This window comes from Arthrobacter sp. GAS37 (genome assembly GCF_044908325.1).
GTDB classification, from domain to species: domain Bacteria; phylum Actinomycetota; class Actinomycetes; order Actinomycetales; family Micrococcaceae; genus Arthrobacter; species Arthrobacter ramosus.
Map to the genome: position 1 here is coordinate 70,753 of NZ_JBIYDB010000019.1, position 15,531 is coordinate 86,283.

A 15,531-nucleotide genomic window follows, 5' to 3' on the forward strand; every position below is an offset into this window, starting at 1 on the left:
ACTGCCCCCATCAAGGAGACCCCACCATGAGTAAAGCTGGACTGCTGTTGAAACGAACAATTCCCACGCTCGCCGGAACCATGGCTGCCGCCCTGTTGCTCGCCGGCTGCGGCGGCGCAACAGTCAATCAGGCGGCCGCAGCCGGTGCTTCGAGCACCCCCTGCGGAACCGTCAACGTGGCCCTCAACGCGTGGGTGGGCTACACGGCGAATGCGGCTGTTTACAGCTACATAGCCCAAAACAAGCTCGGTTGCACCGTAGTCCAGAAGGACCTGTCGGAACAGATTTCCTGGCAGGGCTTCGGCTCAGGTGAAGTCGATGTCATTCTTGAGAACTGGGGTCACGAGGACCTCGCGAAGCAGTACATCACGGATCAGAAAGTAGCGGTGGACGCTGGTCCCACAGGCAATGAAGGGCACATCGGCTGGTACGTACCGCCATGGATGGTCCAGAAGTACCCGGACATCCTGGACAGCAAGAACTTGAACAAATACGCGTCCCTCCTTGCCACGTCCGAATCGGGCGGCAAGGGCCAGGTGTTGGATGGCGACCCCGCGTTCGTGACCAACGATGAAGCCCTCGTCAAGAACCTTGGCCTCGACTACAAAGTGGTCTTCTCCGGTTCGGAAGCAGCATTGATCCAGTCGTTCCGTTCGGCCGAGAAGAACAAGACGCCGCTACTGGGGTACTTCTACGAACCGCAATGGTTCCTTTCCGAGGTCCCCCTCAAGAAGGTCAGCCTGCCCGCCTACACTCCGGGCTGCGATGCCGACGCCGAGAAGGTGGCCTGTGACTACCCCGATTACAAACTAAACAAGGTGATGGCCAAGAAGTTTGCGGACAGCGGTTCTCCCGCCGCGAAACTGCTCAAGGCTTTCTCGTGGACCAACGCGGACCAGAACTCCGTCGCAACCGACATCCAGGGCGGCATGAAGCCCGATGCCGCGGCCAAGAAATGGGTGGATGCCCACCCCGACGTGGTGGCTGCCTGGCTCAAATAGTCCCTTAACGCTTGCTGTGAAGCTCCCCGGATCCTTGGATCCGGGGAGCTTCTTTTTGCATTCCGGGACAGGGCGCTACTCATTCTCCGCAACCACGTTGCAGCGAGTGCGCTACCCCTCCCCAACTAGCTCGCACTTGTTGTCGCTTAGAGGGCCCAATACGACAAGTAATGCGAGCCAGTTGGGCAGAACCCAGAGACCCTTGACGGCGATGCGCAACACATCTATTCTGGTGCAACAGCGTTGCGTTGAATGCAACCCCAAAATTCTTGGTGGATTCATGAAAAACGAAACATCCTCCGTGGCAGCCATCCCGGGAAGCGCTAGTGCCGGATCCAAAGGCGGATCCGGCGAGCTTCCCGACGCAACAGCCACCCCGGGCGGCCCGTCAAAGCCAGCCAACAACCACACGGTCAGCAAGGACACCCGCCGCCGCGTTATCACCGCGAGCTTCATCGGCAACTTCGTCGAATGGTTCGACTACGCCGTCTACGGCTACCTTGCCGGCATTATCTCGACCGTCTTCTTCCCCGCATCGGACCGGCAGACCGCCCTGCTCGCGACGTTCGGCGTCTTTGCCGTCTCCTTCTTTGTCCGTCCACTGGGCGGATTCATCTGGGGCCACATCGGTGACCGGCTCGGACGCAAACAGGCACTCTCCTTGTCGATCGTGCTCATGTCCGTGGCAACGTTCTGCATCGCCCTGATCCCCGGCTACAACACCATCGGCGTCATGGCACCGGTCCTCCTGCTGCTCGTCCGCGTTGTCCAGGGCTTCTCGGCAGCAGGCGAATACGCAGGTGCCTCAGCCTTCCTGGTGGAATACGCACCGGCCAATCGGCGCGGACTCTATGCCGCCGTCGTACCTGCCAGTACGGCGGCGGGCCTGCTGCTCGGTTCCCTGCTGGCGGCGCTGCTCAGCTCGGTGCTGAGCGCCGAACAGCTCGGCGAATGGGGCTGGCGCCTGCCCTTCCTCCTGGCCGCCCCTATGGGCCTGATCGGCCGCTACATCCGCACGAAGCTCGAGGACACCCCGGCATTCCGCGAAATGGCCGCGAAAGACACTGCGGTCAAGGCTCCAGCCTTCGCGATGTTCAAGACGTACCGCAAGCAGCTGATCATCGCGACGGGCGCAGTGCTGCTCAACGCCGTCGGCTTCTACGTGATCCTCAGCTACATGCCCACGTACCTCTCCGAGGAGCTTCACTTCGGCGCGGCCGAATCGTTCCTGGCCACCACCATTGCCCTCCTCAGCTACATCGGATTCATCTTCCTGACAGGGATCGCGTCCGATAGGTTCGGCCGCAAGCGCATGCTCATCACGGCTTCCGTACTGTTCGTGGTGCTGACCGTTCCGGCGTTCATGCTGCTCGACACCGGCAACTTCCTGGTCATTGTCCTGGTCCAGATCCTGCTGGGCGGCATGCTCACGCTCAACGACGGCACCCTGCCCAGCTTCCTTGCCGAGCTTTTCCCCACGAGGGTCCGCTACAGCGGCTTCGCCGTCAGCTTCAATCTTTCCAACGCCTTGTTCGGCGGCACCGCCCCATTCATGGCAACCCTCCTCATCGGCCTGACCCACAACCAGCTGGCTCCCGGCTGGTACCTCGTGGCGGCCGCCGTCATTTCCCTCATCGCGGTCCTTTTCGCTGTGGAGACTTCCAAGAAGCCCCTGCAGCAGGACTGAAAACAACCCACCCATTGAAAGGACACCACCCATGACCATCACCGAGAATGAAGCCGTAAGCGACGTCACCAAGCTTGAGCGGCTCAAGGTCCTCAACAACGGAGAGAAGGTCTCCCTGACCTTCTCCGACGCAGAGTTTGAGCGACGCGTTGCCGGACTTCGCCGGATCATGGCCGAGAAGGAACTGGACGCCGTCGTCCTGACCAGCTACCACTCCATCAAGTACTACTCTGACTTCCTGTTCACCTACTTCGGCCGCTCCTACGCCATGGTGGTCACGGCCGACGACACCGTCACTGTGACCGCCAACATCGACGCCGGAATGCCGTGGCGCCGCAGCTACGGGGACAACCTGGTCTACACGGACTGGCGCCGGGACAACTACATCTTCGGCATCCAGGAAGTGCTGCGCACCCGCGGGATCAACGTCCGGCGTCTGGGTGTCGAGGACGATTCGCTTCCGCTGGACAACCGCAACAAAATCCAGGCAGCCTTCTCCGGCGTGACGCTTGTGGATGTGGCCCAAGCCGCCATGCGCCAGCGCATGATCAAGTCTGCCGAGGAGATCGAGGTCATTAAACACGGCGCCCGGATAGGCGACCTTGGCGGCGAGGCGATCCGCAATGCCGTCACGGCAGGAATCACCGAGTACGAGGTCGCCCTGATCGGCACCGAGGCCATGGTCCACGAGATCGCCCGGACGTTCCCCGAGTCCGAGATCCGCGATACCTGGGTGTGGTTCCAGTCCGGCATCAACACGGACGGCGCCCACAACTGGGCCACCACTCGCAAGATCCAGGAACACGACATCCTGTCGCTGAACTGTTTCCCCATGACATCGGGCTACTACACGGCACTGGAGCGCACCCTGTTCTACGGCGAACCCGATGCCCGCTCCCTGGAGCTGTGGAACATCAACGTGGAGGTGCACAAGCGCGGACTGGAACTCATCAAGCCCGGGGCCGTCTGCAAGGACATCGCCGCGGAGCTCAACGAGATCTACGTTTCGCATGGACTGCTCGCCAACCGCACCTTCGGCTACGGACACTCCTTCGGCGTCCTCTCGCACTACTACGGCCGCGAAGCCGGACTAGAGCTGCGCGAAGACATCGACACGGTCCTGGAGCCAGGCATGGTGGTCTCCATGGAACCGATGATCACGGTCCTCGATGGCCAGCCGGGTGCCGGCGGGTACCGGGAGCACGACATCCTGGTGGTCGGTGAAGACGGTGCCGAGAACATCACCAAGTTCCCGTTCGGCCCGGAATACAACATCATCGGCGCCTGACACCCACCTCCAATGGACATGCCCAGCCTTGCGCCCGAGCAGAGGACATATGACTCATATGCTCATTGCTCTAGGCGAAGGCTGGGCATGTCCCAATAAAAAGAGCCATATAGTGACCATCATGACCCCAGCAGAACCGCGTGCAGAATCGCGTGCAGAATCGCGTGCAGAACCGCGTGCAACCACGAGTGACACCCCGGCCAACGGCGATTCGAAAGGCGCTTCGGTACTCGAGAACGCCATTGCAGTGCTCCGCAGCTTCACCGCCGAGGAACCCTTGCTGGGAGTCACGGAGATCGCCGGCAGGATCGGCTTGCACAAGAGCACCGTGTCCCGGATCCTGGCAACCTTCGAACAAGAACACTTGGTGGAGCGCGATCCCGAGTCCCGCCGCTTCCGGCTGGGCCTGGGGATGATCGCCCTTGCCGGCCCGCTCCTCGCCGAACTGGAAGAGCGCCGGGTGGCCTATCCCGTGCTGCGGGAACTGAGCGAACGGACGGGCGAGACGAGCGCGCTCATGGTGTGGAACGGGAACGAATCCATGTGCGTTGAGCAAATCGCGAGCCGTCACCAGGTCAAGCATCTTGCCCCGTTGGGTGCCCGCTACAACGAGGCGCTGAGCTCCTCGGTGCAGGTCTTCCTTGCAGCCGAAGACGCCGACCGCGTGCGCATGCTCCTGCGCAGCGGCTCCATCACATTGCCCGGTCTCGACGAGGAAGCCCTCGAGGCCTACTTGCTTCGGCTTCAGGAGTCTGTGGAGCGGGGCTGGTCCTTCAATTTCGGCGAAACATCCATCGAAGAAGTCGGCGTTGCCTCCCCCGTCTTTGACCATCGCGGAGACATCGTGGCCTCCGTCCTTATCCCCGCGCCGAAGTTCCGCGTCTCGCAGGACACGCTTGCCAGCCTCGGCGAGGCATGCCAAGACGCAGCCCGCAAAATCACCACGCGCCTGGGCGGTCGCGCCCCCCACTGACCCGACACCACCCTTCACCACACGGGGACATGCCCAGTTCTGGACCCCAGAAATGGACATGCCCACTCGTCATCCACGGGACATGCCCAGCCCCAAACCCCAGCAGCGGACATAACACTCTCACTCCAAGTGACATGTCCAGCCTTGGAGTCGAGAGATGGACATATTGCGTATATGTCCATTGCTCCGAGCCAAGGCTGGGCATGTCCTATGTGCCGGGCGGGCCGGGCGGGCCGGGCGGGGTGGGGCGGGCGGGGTGTGCCGGGCGGGGCGGGCGGGCGGGGCGGGCGGGGCCGGGGGCCAAGCTCACGGCGACCGAACGCAGTCAGCAGTTACCCCGCGACGACGGCGAGCGCCTCCTCGACGCTGTCCACCAGGAAGATCCGGGCCTCCATCACTTTCCCCGCCGCGAGGCTCTGCAGCATAGGCCAGGCGGGATACTTGTGCTCCCAATGGTCGCGTCCGACGAGCACCATGGGCGTGACGGTTTCCGGGGCGCCGTAGAAGTTCTCGCACGCATCCTGGAAGATTTCCTGCACGGTGCCGGCGGAGCCCGGGAGGAACACGATCCCGCCGTTGCATAGCTCGAGCAGGATCGCTTCGCGCATGGAATTGGCGAAGTACTTGGCGATGTGGGTGGCGAAGAGGTTGGGCGGCTCGTGCCCGTAAAACCAGGTGGGAATGCCCAGCGACGTCGTTCCGTTCGGATAATGCCCGATGACGACGGCCGCCGCCCGCGCCCAGGCCGTCACCGAGGGACGGAAACCCGGCACCGCCGCGAGCGATTGCAGCGCGACGGCGAAGTCGGCGTCGGGCAGGACGCTCAAGTAGGCACCCAAATTGGCGGCTTCCATGGCACCCGGTCCCCCGCCGGTGGCCACCGTGAAGCCGGACACGGCCAAGAGCCGACCCAGGCGCGCCGCGTCGTCGAAGTCCGTCGTTCCGCGTTGCGCGGCGTGCCCGCCCATGACGCCCACGATCTTGTTCCCCGCGAAATCCCCGTTGCCCAGGAGTTCGTCCAGGGCGTCTCCGATGGCATGGTCGTGCAGCGCGGCGGCGAGGGTGGCGTCCAGACTGGTCCGCTGCCCCGGCATGATGCTCCATTGGTAGACCAGGGCGTCGAGCGTGGCTTCGTACTCTGTGGAGTCAATGTCCTCGTACAGTTCGGCGGCGCTGTAGAGGCTGCCCCGGTACGGGTTGAACGGCACGCCGCGCAGCTTCGGAAAGATGAGTGCGCCGCGGCTGCGCAGCGAGTCCTCCACGCCGTCGTCGAAGGTACAGCCGAGGAAGATGGCGCCTTGGGGATCAAGCCTCTGCAGGTCCGCGCGTCGACCTCGCAAGTCCAGCGACTGGGCGTGCCATCCGTGCATCGTTGCGGCACCGGAGCTCAGAAGCCTGTCGAAATGGGCCACGCTCTCAATGTCGAGCGTGCGGGGACTGGGAGTCAGGGCGCGGGACGGATTCATGGCATCAGCGTAAGCCCGCGATTCCCGTTGCGCAGGAGTCGACCGGCCGGTGCATCATGGAGCATGCAGACTTCCGAACAGCAAAGCAGCTCAAGGCCCCGGATCGGCATTCCTGTCCGCCTCAGCAGCTCCGAAAGCACGGATCCCCGCGTCGGAGAGGCGAACGAACTCTTCGACTTCATCGTCGAACTAGTGCGCGACGCCGGTGCGGAGCCTGTACTGCTGGACGCCTCCTTCACCGACGAAGCCGGTCCGCTGGCCGACGAGCTCCGTTCCCTCAACGGGGTCCTGCTGCCCGGCGGCGGGGACCTGGATCCGCGACTCTACGGTGAAGAAGCGACCGACGCCTGCTACGACGTCAACCCCGACCAGGATCGCCTGGACTTGGCGGTCGCCCGTGGATCGCTCGACGCCGGTTTGCCCACCCTCGGCATCTGCCGCGGCCATCAGCTCCTCAACGTGGTCTACGGCGGGACGCTCATCCAGGACATGCACCCATCGTTGGTGGAGCACAACGGCCTGACACCGGCGGAAGGTGAGCTCAGCGCCTGGGCGTGGCACGACGTCGAACTTTCACCGGGTTCCAAGGTGGCCGGGCTCTATGGCTCTCGGGCCTCGGTGCGGATTGCTTCGGGACATCACCAGGCCGTGGCCCGGGTAGGCGATGGCTTGGTGGTGACGGCGGTGGCGGAGGACGGGACCGTGGAGGCCCTCGAGGATCCGCAGCGCTGGGTGGCATCCGTGCAATGGCATCCCGAGGCCTCGCAGCTGCCTGATGAAGAACGGCTCGCCCCGTTCAAGGCTTTCGTGGAGGTCTGCAGGACGCTGCGTCCCGTGGGGTGATCGAGCGGCCCTCCTCCACCTGCCGGAATCAATTTCCCGCACCGGTGAACCTGACCGCTCCGGAATTCGTCTCATCAATGTGGCAAGCACATTGCGGCCACCGGACACGAGAAGCGGGGAACCAATCATGAGGAACCACCCCAAAGCCATGATGGTTATCGTTGCGGCGGCCGCCCTGATCGCCGTGAGCGGTTGCGGGTCGTCCGGAACCGGCGGCTATGGCGCGTCATCGAGCCCACCTTCCGCCGCGTCCTCCGGCGCTCCGCAATCCCAATCGCTCACCATCACCATCAAGGACTTCGGCTATCAAGGACCCGTCTCGGTCAGCCCGGGGGCCAAAATCACGGTAACGAACGAGGACACCCAGGCCCACACGGTCACCTCAGACGACGGCAAAGCCTTCGACGCCGCTGTCGACGGCGGGGGCGGAACAGCCCAGTTCACGGCACCCACCACACCGGGCAGCTACCCCTACCACTGCACGTACCACTCCAATATGCACGCAACCCTGGTCGTGAGATGAGCACCCGTGAAGCGGCCCGGCGCAAGCCGATGAGCCGCAGGCCCAAGGACATCCTTTTGCGACTGCTTGTGGCGGCAGCCCTGGTCGTCGACGCAGTGGTGCACTTCGATCTTGCCTCCGGCTACCAATTGGGTGCCTCTGGCGGAATCGGGGAAGGCAACCTGTTCCGGATTGAGGCCGTCGCTGCAGTTCTCGTCGGCCTGTATGTCCTGGTCCGCGGCAGTCGGCCGGCCTACGCGGCTGCGGTGGTCGTCGCTGGAAGCGCCTTCATTGCGGTCCTCCTCTATCGTTACGTCGACATACCTGCCCTGGGCCCAATCCCTGCCATGTACGAGCCCGTATGGTTTTTCGAGAAGTCGCTCAGCGCCGTCGCCGAGGGACTGGGCGCGGTCCTGGCAGGGGTCGGCTACCTCAGGCAACGCGGCAGCGCTCGCCGTCGCCGCCGCTGAAGGCGCCCGACGCCGAAAGTCAGGGTCGCCGCCGCTGGGGCCATCCACACATCGTTCTGATGTCTGGACATGTCCCAAACAAGGGCCCAAACAAGGGGCCTGAAACACCACAATAAACGCGCCTTCGTCACCCTTGACCCGCACAATGCTCCTGCTATCATCAGTAAAGCAGTATGTCCTATCAAGCGAACATGAGCGGACATGCTTGCAACTTCCGGGACAGTCCCGGAATGCGAGGGAGCATGTAATGGCGAATCAACTTGGCCTCACTATCGACCGTTCTTCCCCTGTGCCTTTGTACCATCAGGTGGTCCAGGGCATCGAGGCCGCCATCCACAGCGGAGTGCTGGAGCCCGGCAGCCGTTTGGACAACGAAATCGACCTCGCCGCCCAGCTCAACCTGTCCCGGCCCACCATGCGCAAGGCCATGGACGAACTCGTCCGCTCGGGCCTGCTGGTCCGGAAACGCGGCGTCGGCACCCAGGTAGTGTCGAGCCAGGTCCGCCGGCCCCTGGAGCTCTCCAGCCTCTATGACGACCTGACTAATAATGGCAAAAAGCCCACAACGCAGGTCCTCAGCTTCTCGCACATGGAAGCCGACGCAGCCACGCTGACCGCCCTCCAGCTTCCGGCCGGTTCAAAGGTCTATCACTTCACCCGCCTGCGCAAAGTGGGCGGTAAGCCGCTGGCGCTCATGGAGAACTGGGTCCGCGACGACATCACGACCATGGACGAGTCCATGCTCCAGGCGGAGGGCCTCTACGCCATCCTCCGCCGCGGCGGAGTCAACTTCCGCCTCGCCTCGCAGCGGATCGGCGCCATGATCGCCAACGACTACCAGGCACCGCTATTGGAGGCAGAAGTCGGCTCGGCTTTGGTCACCATGGAGCGCACCGCCGTCGACGACACCGGACGCATGGTCGAGACCGGCCACCACGTGTACCGGGCCGATTCCTACAGCTTTGAAATGACACTCGTACAGCGCTAACGCAAGGACATAACTTCATGGCCAACTGGGTCTATCCACTGGGAACCGCCAACGACGGCGATTGGGACATCTCGCTCGGAACTTCCGATTCCGCCTTGACTGTGGACGGTTGGGCCCACACCGGGCTCAAGGTCGCCACGCTCGCCGCGGGCGCCGTCGTCGAGCTCCCCGCCGCAGCTGAAGAGCGGATCATTGTGCCGCTCAGCGGCGCCTTTACGGTGACGGTCGACGACGTCGAATATCCCCTTGCGGGGCGGGCATCGGTTTTCCATGGCCCCAGTGATGTCCTGTATTCCGGCGCGAACGCTGCCGTCACCATCAGTTCGCCCGACGGCGGCCGCGTCGCCGTCGCGACCGCCCCGGCCAACGCGTCGTACCCCACCAGGCTCGTGACCGCCGCGGAAACCCCGGTTGAGCTGCGCGGAGCAGGAAATTGCTCGCGCCAGGTCCACAACTTCGGCACTCCTGCCGCCCTCGAGGCCGACCGTTTCATCGTCTGCGAAGTGCTCACCCCCGCGGGAAACTGGTCCTCCTATCCCCCGCACAAGCATGACGAGGAAAAGGACGGCGAAACGCAGCTCGAGGAGATCTACTACTTCGAGACCCGGGTGGCCGAAGGCTCCCGCGCCCCTGAAGACGCCGATGCTATCGGCTACCAGCGCGTCTACGCCTCCGATGACCGTCCGATCGATGTGGCCGCGGAGGTTCGGACGGGCGACGTCGTGCTGGTCCCCTACGGCTGGCACGGCCCCGCCATGGCCGCTCCCGGCTACGACTTGTACTACCTGAACGTCATGGCAGGCCCGGGACCTGTGCGCGAGTGGCTCATCAGCGACGACCCCCATCACGGGTGGGTGCGGCAGAGCTGGGATGGACAAGACATCGACCCCCGCTTGCCGTTCGGCGCCTAGGGTTCCCACACCCAACTAACTAGCAGTTGTTGTCGTTCTGGGCCGTCAAAACGACAACAACTGCGAGCCAGTTGGGGCCTGTAATCGCCTAACCGGCCTACGCCGTAGCGAGGGCCACCTTGACCGGGGCCCCGCTTGCCAGCGATTCCTGGGCGGCATCCGCCACGCGGGACGCCGCGACGGCGTCCTCCGGGGTGCACGGGTTCTCCCTCTGGTCCAGCACCAGTTCAACGAAGGCCGCCATTTCCGAACGGTAGGCCTGGTCGAAGCGTTCGGCGAAGGTCTTGTGGGGTTCTCCGGACGGGAAGGCGATCCCGGACTCGGCTGATTCCATGGCCGTCTTGTCGTCCAGGCCGACCATGATGGAGCGCTTGGAGCCCTGGATTTCGAGGCGGACGTCGTGCCCTGCACCGTTGTAACGGGTGGCCGACACTGTGCCGACCGTCCCGTCGTCGAACGTGATCAAAGCCAAGGCCGTGTCCACATCGCCCACTTCACCGATGGCAGGATCACCGTTATTGGAGCCCTTTGCATAGACCTCCACGATTTCGCGGCCGGTCAACCAGCGCAGGATGTCGAAGTCGTGGACCGAGCAATCCCGGAACAGCCCGCCGGACGTTGCCAGGAACTCCACGGGCGGCGGAGCCATATCGCAGGTTACAGCGCGCAGCGAGTGGATCCAGCCGAGCTCCCCCGCTTGGTAGGCGCGCTTGGCCTCGAGATAGCCGGCGTCGAAGCGACGCTGGTGGCCGATCTGCACCACGCCGTCATTGGCACGGATATGTTCCAGGACAGGCAGCGAATCGGCCACATTCATGGCCACGGGCTTCTCGCAGAACACCGGAATACCGGCGTCCACTCCCGCTCGGATCAGTTCCGGGTGTGTGCCCGTTCCGGTCGCGATGACCAGTCCGTCCACTCCGGAGGCGATCAAAGCCTCTACCGACGGCAGGAATTGAGCCCCGAGACCGGCTGCCACGCGACGGGCGTGTTCTTCAGCCAGGTCCGTCAGCCGCAACTCCACGTTGATGCCCTGGGCATTCAATTCCCCGTTGAGGGCGCCGATGTTGTTGGCGTGCATCACGCCGATCCGCCCTACTCCAACCAGTCCGAGAACGACGTCCTTCACAGTGCTACCTCCGTTGAAAAAGCTGAGCTGTTCCGGGACTCTGCGGCCTCAATCGTGAACGCCCGGCGGAACGCCTCAAGCGCCTCCATGCTGTCTCCGCTGGCCCATGCCTCCATGCCGACGGTCCCTTCATAGCCGGCAGCCACGAGCGCCCGGGCCACGGCCGAGTAGTTGATTTCGCCGGTGCCGGGCTCGCAGCGCCCCGGGACGTCCGCCACTTGGATCTCGCCGATGTGCGGCAAGGCGGTGCGGACCAGCTCGATGAGGTTCCCTTCCCCCAATTGTGCGTGGTAGAGGTCCAGCATCATTTTCACGTTGGGGTGTCCGGCCGCCTCCACGAGCGCCAAAGTGTCCTTGGCGCGGGCCAGTGGAATTCCAGGGTGATCCAGCACGGTGTTGAGGTTTTCCAGGCAGAACGTCAGTCCGTGCTTTTCACCGAGCGCGCCAAGGCGCTCCAAGGTCCGGGCACCCGTGATCCACATGCTCCCGTTGGACCGGTAGACAGGACGGGCGGCTTTGCCGTCGATCAGTTCCGCCGAGTGCACCACCATGCGGCTGACGCCGAGTTCCAAAGCGGTCGGAATCAGCGTTTCCGCCGTCCTCACGACGTCATCGGCGGTGTCGGCGTCAACAAGGCTCCCGGAGGTGTACCCGGTCATGGAGGAAAAGACCGCGCCGCTCGCCTTGAGTGCCGCAATATCCTTGCTCCTGGAGTCCCAGAGTTCGACGTCGAATCCGGCCTCGTGGATCCGGCGTACCCTCTCGGTAACCGGCAGCTCCGTAAAGACCATTTCGGCGCAAACGGCCAGCCGCATCAGACACCGGCCTTGCTGTTGCTTGAGACGGTAGGTACCTCCACCGGTCCGCCTTGCTGGACCGACTCGATGCAGGCCAAAGCCATCGCGAGGGCGCGGCGCGCGTCAGCGGCCCCCGGGGTGAGGGTGAAAGCGCCCGACGGCGGTTGCGTGCCATCGCGGCGTGCGCGGACTGCCGCCGCGAAGTCGATGAGTTCATCGGTGTAGGCATCGCGGAACAGTTCCACGTTGAGCCTCGGAGTTTCCGCGGAGAGGCCCTCTGCGGTGTACCTCAGGGCGGCCGTTTCAGTGGGCCGACCGGCCTGCACCATGCCCTTGGAGCCGAAGACTTCGCCCCTGACGTCGTAGCCGTATAGGGCACTGAAGTTGGCTTCCGCCACCGCCAAGGCTCCATTGCTGTAGCGGATGGTAACGACGGCGGTGTCCAGGAATCCCTGGTCACGCAGGCTCGGTTCCACCAAGGCGTCCGCGACGGCGTACACCTCAACCGGCTCGGCACCTTCGTTGAACCAGTTCAGGGTGTCGAAGTCGTGGATGAGGGTTTCCAGGAAGATCGTCCAGGCCGGAATCCTGGCTGCGTGTCCGATGCTCCCGGTGCCCGGATCCCTCGTCAACGAGCGCAAGAGCTGCGGCTCCCCCACAATTCCTTCGGCCAGGTCCTTCTTCGCGGCCTGGAAGTCGGTGGCGTAGCGGCGGTTGAAGCCGATCTGGAAATGTACCCCTGCCGTTTCGACGGCGAGGAGGGCGGCGTCGAGCTCTTCGAGGCTCTGCGCCGCAGGCTTCTCGCAAAACACGTGCTTGCCGGCGGCTGCGGCCTGGGCGATCAGGGATGCGTGGAAGCGCGCCGGGCTGGCAATGATCACGGCGTCGATGTCCGGATCGGCCATGATGTCCGCGGCGTCTGCGGTGACCTTGGCCGTACCAAGCTGGGCAGCCACGGACGCTGCGGAGTCCACGTTGGGATCGGCGACGGCGGCCAGGACCGCACCGGGAACCCTGCGGGCTATGCTTTCGCCGTGGAACGCTCCCATCCAGCCGGAGCCTATGAGGCCAAGCCACACGGGCGTGGGAAGACTGGAAGAGTGCTGTTCGATGTAGGCCATGGGCCCGTCCTTTCGATAGTCAGTACAACAATTGCTCAGGCGGCGTTGCCTTCGCCCGGGAATTCAATGCCCACTTGGCGGCGGATCTCATCGGCAACTTCCATCGTCCGGATGGAGGAGGCCAAGGGCCGCTGTTGGGCTTCCGTCTCACCGGCGGCGATGGCGCGGGCCACCGCTGCGGCCTCGTAGTGCAAGCCTTCCAAATGCCCGCCCGCAGCCTCGTTGTGGCGAAGTCGCGTACCGTCCGGGAACCGGATCTCGAAACCGCCGGGCATGTTGAAGGGGCCATCGATGGTCAACGTGGCCTCGGAGCCAACGATCGTTGCCGCGGTGGGGGTGAAGTTATGCAGGTGCGTATTCATCACGGCCTGGCTTCCGCCCGGGAATTGCATGATGGCGGAGAGCTGGGCGTTGACGCCCGATTCGTGGTGCTGGCCGAAAGCGCCCAAGCGTTCCGGTGCCCCCAGGACTTCGGTGATGAGGGCCAGCGGGTAGGTGCCCAGATCCAGCAAAGGCCCACCAGCCAGCGCGGGGTCGAAGATGCGGTGGCTACGTTCGAAGTGCTCGCCGTATTCCGCCAGGACCGTTGTTACGGTACCCAGCGTCCCGGCGTCGAGCACTTGCCGGATCATGTCGAACTTCGGAAGGAAGAAGCTCCACATGGCCTCGGCGGCGAAAACGCCCGCTGCCTTGGCCCGCGCGGCGATATCCCGGGCCTGCGCAGCGTTCAGGCCGATCGGTTTCTCGATGAGGACGTGTTTGCCGGCGTCGATGGCGAGCACGGCGGCCGCGTGGTGGAAGTTGTGTGGAGTGCACACGTACACGATGTCGATGTCCGGAGCTGCGGCCAGCTCTTCGTAGCTCCCGTACCCGGCAGGCACGCCGAAAGCGTCCGCGAAAGCCTTGGACCGGTCCAAAGAGCGGGAGCCGACGGCGGCAATCACCTGCGTTGAATGGGCCTGCACCGATTCCGTGAAGCGTTCGGCAATCCAACCCGGGCCCATGATCCCCCAGCGCAACGCGGGAGCGTCGCGGGAATCCGGCACCCGGGACACCGGCAGACCAGGCACCGGCAGACCCGATGTCCGCAGGCCGGATGAAGCCATCAGTAGACTACCTTCGTGTAGGCTCCGTCGCTGTGGAGCGAGCGGATCATCGCTTGTGCAAGCTGCGAGGCGCGCAGGCCGTCCTCACCCGTGGCGAGGGGCGCAGGCTCTCCCTTTTCGAGGGCTGAAATCCAGGCCTGAAGTTGCAAGCGGTAAGCGTCGGCGAAGCGTGGACGCCAGTCTGCAGGGATTTCGGAACTGCGTCTCCGCTCCTGCCGTATCGCCAGGGCAGCCGGTTCCGGGAGTGCCGTGATGCCGAACTCTGAAACGACCTCACACTGGGTGGTGTAACCGTACTGCGCGTTGAGGAAGAGTTCGAGGGTGGCGAGGGTGCCGTCGGCCGCGCGCAGGAGCATGAAGGCTGGATCCCGTAGGTCACCGGTACTGTGCCGGGAACTCCGCCCTGCTTGCCAGGACACCTCAGTGATAGGCGAGTCCAGCAGCCAAGGGATGATGTCGAGCTCGTGGATGGCGGAATTGGTGATGGCGGATTCCGAGCTCGCGCCCGGCCCCGCGGATACGGTCCGGCTAGTGCAGTGGACTTGCAAAGGCTCGCCTTGGGTGCGTGCCCGGGTGGCTTCGCGCAGGGCGACATAGCCGGGGTCGAAGCGCCTCATGAAGCCCATCGACAGCAGCCGGGCACCCGTTGCGGCGAGGAGGTCAGCTTCGGCCTCTACCACTTCGCGGCTTTCAAGGAGCGTGGGAGCCAGCGGCTTTTCGCACAGCACCGGGGTCATTGCTTCGAAGCATTCCAGCACTAGTCCGGCATGGGTGGAGTCATGTGAAGCGACGACGACGGCGTCAACCTCACTGGAGTTGATCAGCTCGGAAGGATCGGTGGTGATGCGTGCGGATGGCGGCGCCGCGGCTGACGCACGTCCGGCGTCGAGGTCTGCCACGAAGGTGACTTCGGCCCCGCTGATGGTGGTGGAGAGGTTCCTGATGTGGTCTGCGCCCATGACACCGGCGCCGATAACGCCAACCCGGATCGGCATGCTGTCTTCCCGTCTACTACTTCGTGCACATTTCCCGCGGTGGCGTGGCGAGCGGGGGCCCATCCGGTTTTCCGGCGGACCCCCGTCTCCGTCCGCGCTACACGTGCCGTGGGCTGTTTTCCTTTGAAGCGTCGGCAACGTCGGTAGCTTCGGTTACCCCGGCGACTTCGGCTTGGACTTCCTTGAGGGCTTCGGTGTGTCCGCCGAGTTGTTCGAGTTCGTGGGCGAGTTCGGCCAGTTCCGCGCCGCCGGCC

15 protein-coding genes are annotated in these 15,531 nt (G+C 64.1%); 9 read left to right on the plus strand and 6 right to left on the minus strand.

Annotated elements, in window-relative coordinates:
• Positions 1 to 26 precede the first annotated feature (26 nt).
• The 4 genes from ABH924_RS15580 to ABH924_RS15595 all read left to right on the plus strand — a co-directional run bounded on the left by ABH924_RS15580 (position 27) and on the right by ABH924_RS15595 (position 4,949).
• Positions 27 to 1,001 carry an ABC transporter substrate-binding protein gene (locus tag ABH924_RS15580; protein WP_234753207.1) on the plus strand — a complete coding sequence of 325 codons (975 nt, stop codon included), beginning with the start codon at positions 27 to 29 and terminating at the stop codon, positions 999 to 1,001.
• A gap of 280 nt (positions 1,002 to 1,281) precedes the next feature.
• Complete coding sequence (locus ABH924_RS15585; RefSeq protein ID WP_404500155.1) at positions 1,282 to 2,688, plus strand: MFS transporter; 1,407 nt, start codon at positions 1,282 to 1,284, stop codon at positions 2,686 to 2,688.
• Positions 2,689 to 2,719: 31 nt separating this feature from the next.
• Complete coding sequence (locus ABH924_RS15590; protein WP_404500157.1) at positions 2,720 to 3,976, plus strand: aminopeptidase P family protein; 1,257 nt, start codon at positions 2,720 to 2,722, stop codon at positions 3,974 to 3,976.
• A gap of 121 nt (positions 3,977 to 4,097) precedes the next feature.
• Positions 4,098 to 4,949, plus strand: a complete 852-nt coding sequence (locus ABH924_RS15595) for an IclR family transcriptional regulator (RefSeq protein WP_404500159.1) — start codon at positions 4,098 to 4,100, stop codon at positions 4,947 to 4,949.
• A 332-nt stretch (positions 4,950 to 5,281) separates the two neighbouring features.
• Here ABH924_RS15595 and ABH924_RS15600 read toward each other — a convergent pair whose 3' ends face one another.
• Positions 5,282 to 6,415, minus strand: a complete 1,134-nt coding sequence (locus ABH924_RS15600) for an LOG family protein (protein WP_404500161.1) — start codon at positions 6,413 to 6,415, stop codon at positions 5,282 to 5,284.
• Positions 6,416 to 6,478: 63 nt separating this feature from the next.
• On the opposite strand from ABH924_RS15600, the gene ABH924_RS15605 reads away from it, so the two are divergent.
• The 5 genes from ABH924_RS15605 (at position 6,479) to iolB (ending at position 10,129) form a co-directional block, all read left to right on the plus strand.
• Positions 6,479 to 7,258 carry a gamma-glutamyl-gamma-aminobutyrate hydrolase family protein gene (locus ABH924_RS15605; RefSeq protein ID WP_404500163.1) on the plus strand — a complete coding sequence of 260 codons (780 nt, stop codon included), beginning with the start codon at positions 6,479 to 6,481 and terminating at the stop codon, positions 7,256 to 7,258.
• Between the two features lie 127 nt (positions 7,259 to 7,385).
• Positions 7,386 to 7,781, plus strand: coding sequence for a cupredoxin domain-containing protein (locus ABH924_RS15610; RefSeq protein ID WP_404500165.1), 396 nt, complete (start codon positions 7,386 to 7,388; stop codon positions 7,779 to 7,781).
• A complete protein-coding gene (locus tag ABH924_RS15615; RefSeq protein ID WP_404500167.1) occupies positions 7,778 to 8,230 on the plus strand; it encodes a hypothetical protein in 453 nt (150 codons plus the stop codon). The genes ABH924_RS15610 and ABH924_RS15615 overlap by 4 nt, the downstream gene beginning before the upstream one ends.
• Before the next feature lie 247 nt (positions 8,231 to 8,477).
• Positions 8,478 to 9,218, plus strand: a complete 741-nt coding sequence (locus ABH924_RS15620; RefSeq protein ID WP_234753199.1) for a GntR family transcriptional regulator — start codon at positions 8,478 to 8,480, stop codon at positions 9,216 to 9,218.
• 17 nt (positions 9,219 to 9,235) lie between these two features.
• The gene (gene iolB, locus ABH924_RS15625) at positions 9,236 to 10,129 is read left to right on the plus strand and encodes a 5-deoxy-glucuronate isomerase (protein ID WP_404500169.1); all 894 of its coding nucleotides are present in this window, start codon (positions 9,236 to 9,238) and stop codon (positions 10,127 to 10,129) included.
• A 97-nt stretch (positions 10,130 to 10,226) separates the two neighbouring features.
• Here the strand turns inward: iolB and ABH924_RS15630 are convergent, their stop codons facing one another.
• From ABH924_RS15630 to ABH924_RS15650, 5 genes are read right to left on the minus strand one after another with little or no spacing between them, the layout of a single operon-like run.
• Entirely contained in the window at positions 10,227 to 11,258 is a 1,032-nt protein-coding gene (locus ABH924_RS15630; RefSeq protein ID WP_404500171.1) for a Gfo/Idh/MocA family oxidoreductase, read from the minus strand.
• The gene (locus ABH924_RS15635; RefSeq protein ID WP_404500173.1) at positions 11,255 to 12,073 is read right to left on the minus strand and encodes a TIM barrel protein; all 819 of its coding nucleotides are present in this window, start codon (positions 12,071 to 12,073) and stop codon (positions 11,255 to 11,257) included. Before ABH924_RS15635 ends, ABH924_RS15630 begins: the two co-directional genes overlap by 4 nt.
• Entirely contained in the window at positions 12,073 to 13,176 is a 1,104-nt protein-coding gene (locus tag ABH924_RS15640; protein WP_404500174.1) for a Gfo/Idh/MocA family oxidoreductase, read from the minus strand. The genes ABH924_RS15635 and ABH924_RS15640 overlap by 1 nt, the downstream gene beginning before the upstream one ends.
• Before the next feature lie 35 nt (positions 13,177 to 13,211).
• Positions 13,212 to 14,282 (minus strand): Gfo/Idh/MocA family protein, encoded by a 1,071-nt coding sequence (locus ABH924_RS15645; RefSeq protein WP_404500176.1) that lies wholly within the window; start codon positions 14,280 to 14,282, stop codon positions 13,212 to 13,214.
• Entirely contained in the window at positions 14,282 to 15,277 is a 996-nt protein-coding gene (locus ABH924_RS15650; protein ID WP_404500178.1) for a Gfo/Idh/MocA family oxidoreductase, read from the minus strand. The genes ABH924_RS15645 and ABH924_RS15650 overlap by 1 nt, the downstream gene beginning before the upstream one ends.
• Positions 15,278 to 15,531 lie beyond the last annotated feature (254 nt).

Excerpts from the sequence above, each read along its gene's own strand:
- ABH924_RS15580 (WP_234753207.1), top strand. The coding sequence starts at position 27 with ATGAGTAAAGCTGGACTGCTGTTGAAACGAACAATTCCCACGCTCGCC.
- ABH924_RS15585 (WP_404500155.1), top strand. The coding sequence starts at position 1,282 with ATGAAAAACGAAACATCCTCCGTGGCAGCCATCCCGGGAAGCGCTAGT.
- ABH924_RS15590 (WP_404500157.1), top strand. The coding sequence starts at position 2,720 with ATGACCATCACCGAGAATGAAGCCGTAAGCGACGTCACCAAGCTTGAG.
- ABH924_RS15595 (WP_404500159.1), top strand. The coding sequence starts at position 4,098 with ATGACCCCAGCAGAACCGCGTGCAGAATCGCGTGCAGAATCGCGTGCA.
- ABH924_RS15600 (WP_404500161.1), bottom strand. The coding sequence starts at position 6,415 with ATGAATCCGTCCCGCGCCCTGACTCCCAGTCCCCGCACGCTCGACATT.
- ABH924_RS15605 (WP_404500163.1), top strand. The coding sequence starts at position 6,479 with ATGCAGACTTCCGAACAGCAAAGCAGCTCAAGGCCCCGGATCGGCATT.
- ABH924_RS15610 (WP_404500165.1), top strand. The coding sequence starts at position 7,386 with ATGAGGAACCACCCCAAAGCCATGATGGTTATCGTTGCGGCGGCCGCC.
- ABH924_RS15615 (WP_404500167.1), top strand. The coding sequence starts at position 7,778 with ATGAGCACCCGTGAAGCGGCCCGGCGCAAGCCGATGAGCCGCAGGCCC.
- ABH924_RS15620 (WP_234753199.1), top strand. The coding sequence starts at position 8,478 with ATGGCGAATCAACTTGGCCTCACTATCGACCGTTCTTCCCCTGTGCCT.
- iolB (WP_404500169.1), top strand. The coding sequence starts at position 9,236 with ATGGCCAACTGGGTCTATCCACTGGGAACCGCCAACGACGGCGATTGG.
- ABH924_RS15635 (WP_404500173.1), bottom strand. The coding sequence starts at position 12,073 with ATGCGGCTGGCCGTTTGCGCCGAAATGGTCTTTACGGAGCTGCCGGTT.
- ABH924_RS15640 (WP_404500174.1), bottom strand. The coding sequence starts at position 13,176 with ATGGCCTACATCGAACAGCACTCTTCCAGTCTTCCCACGCCCGTGTGG.
- ABH924_RS15645 (WP_404500176.1), bottom strand. The coding sequence starts at position 14,282 with ATGGCTTCATCCGGCCTGCGGACATCGGGTCTGCCGGTGCCTGGTCTG.
- ABH924_RS15650 (WP_404500178.1), bottom strand. The coding sequence starts at position 15,277 with ATGCCGATCCGGGTTGGCGTTATCGGCGCCGGTGTCATGGGCGCAGAC.